At 53.5% G+C, this 256-nt stretch carries 1 pseudogene; it reads right to left on the reverse strand.

Annotated features, from left to right (window positions below):
• Window positions 1-248 (reverse strand): annotated as a pseudogene (locus B3M90_RS14490) (8-amino-7-oxononanoate synthase); the annotation flags it as partial.
• Window positions 249-256: the final 8 nt, after the last annotated feature.

Below are 256 nucleotides of genomic sequence, written 5' to 3' on the forward strand. Positions count from 1 at the left end.
TCGAGTGTTCCGGCAATCGTCCGAACGGATCCTGTTCCAGCACCGAACGTGCGCGCTGCTTCCGCTGCTTGTTCAGCGAGACGTGGATGTGCGGCGAGTCCGAGGTAATTGTTCGACGACAGTTGAATGAGTTCCTTACCATTGATCGTCACGCGGTTATGTTGCGCGCTCTCAAGTGCTACGAGGTTGCGGAACGTGCCCGCCTGTTTCATCTCTTCTAGTTCTGTCCGTAAGTGTTCAAATCCCATTAATTCGT

Origin of the sequence: Exiguobacterium sp. UBA6309 (assembly GCF_002439205.1) — a bacterium.
Lineage (GTDB): Bacteria > Bacillota > Bacilli > Exiguobacteriales > Exiguobacteriaceae > Exiguobacterium_A.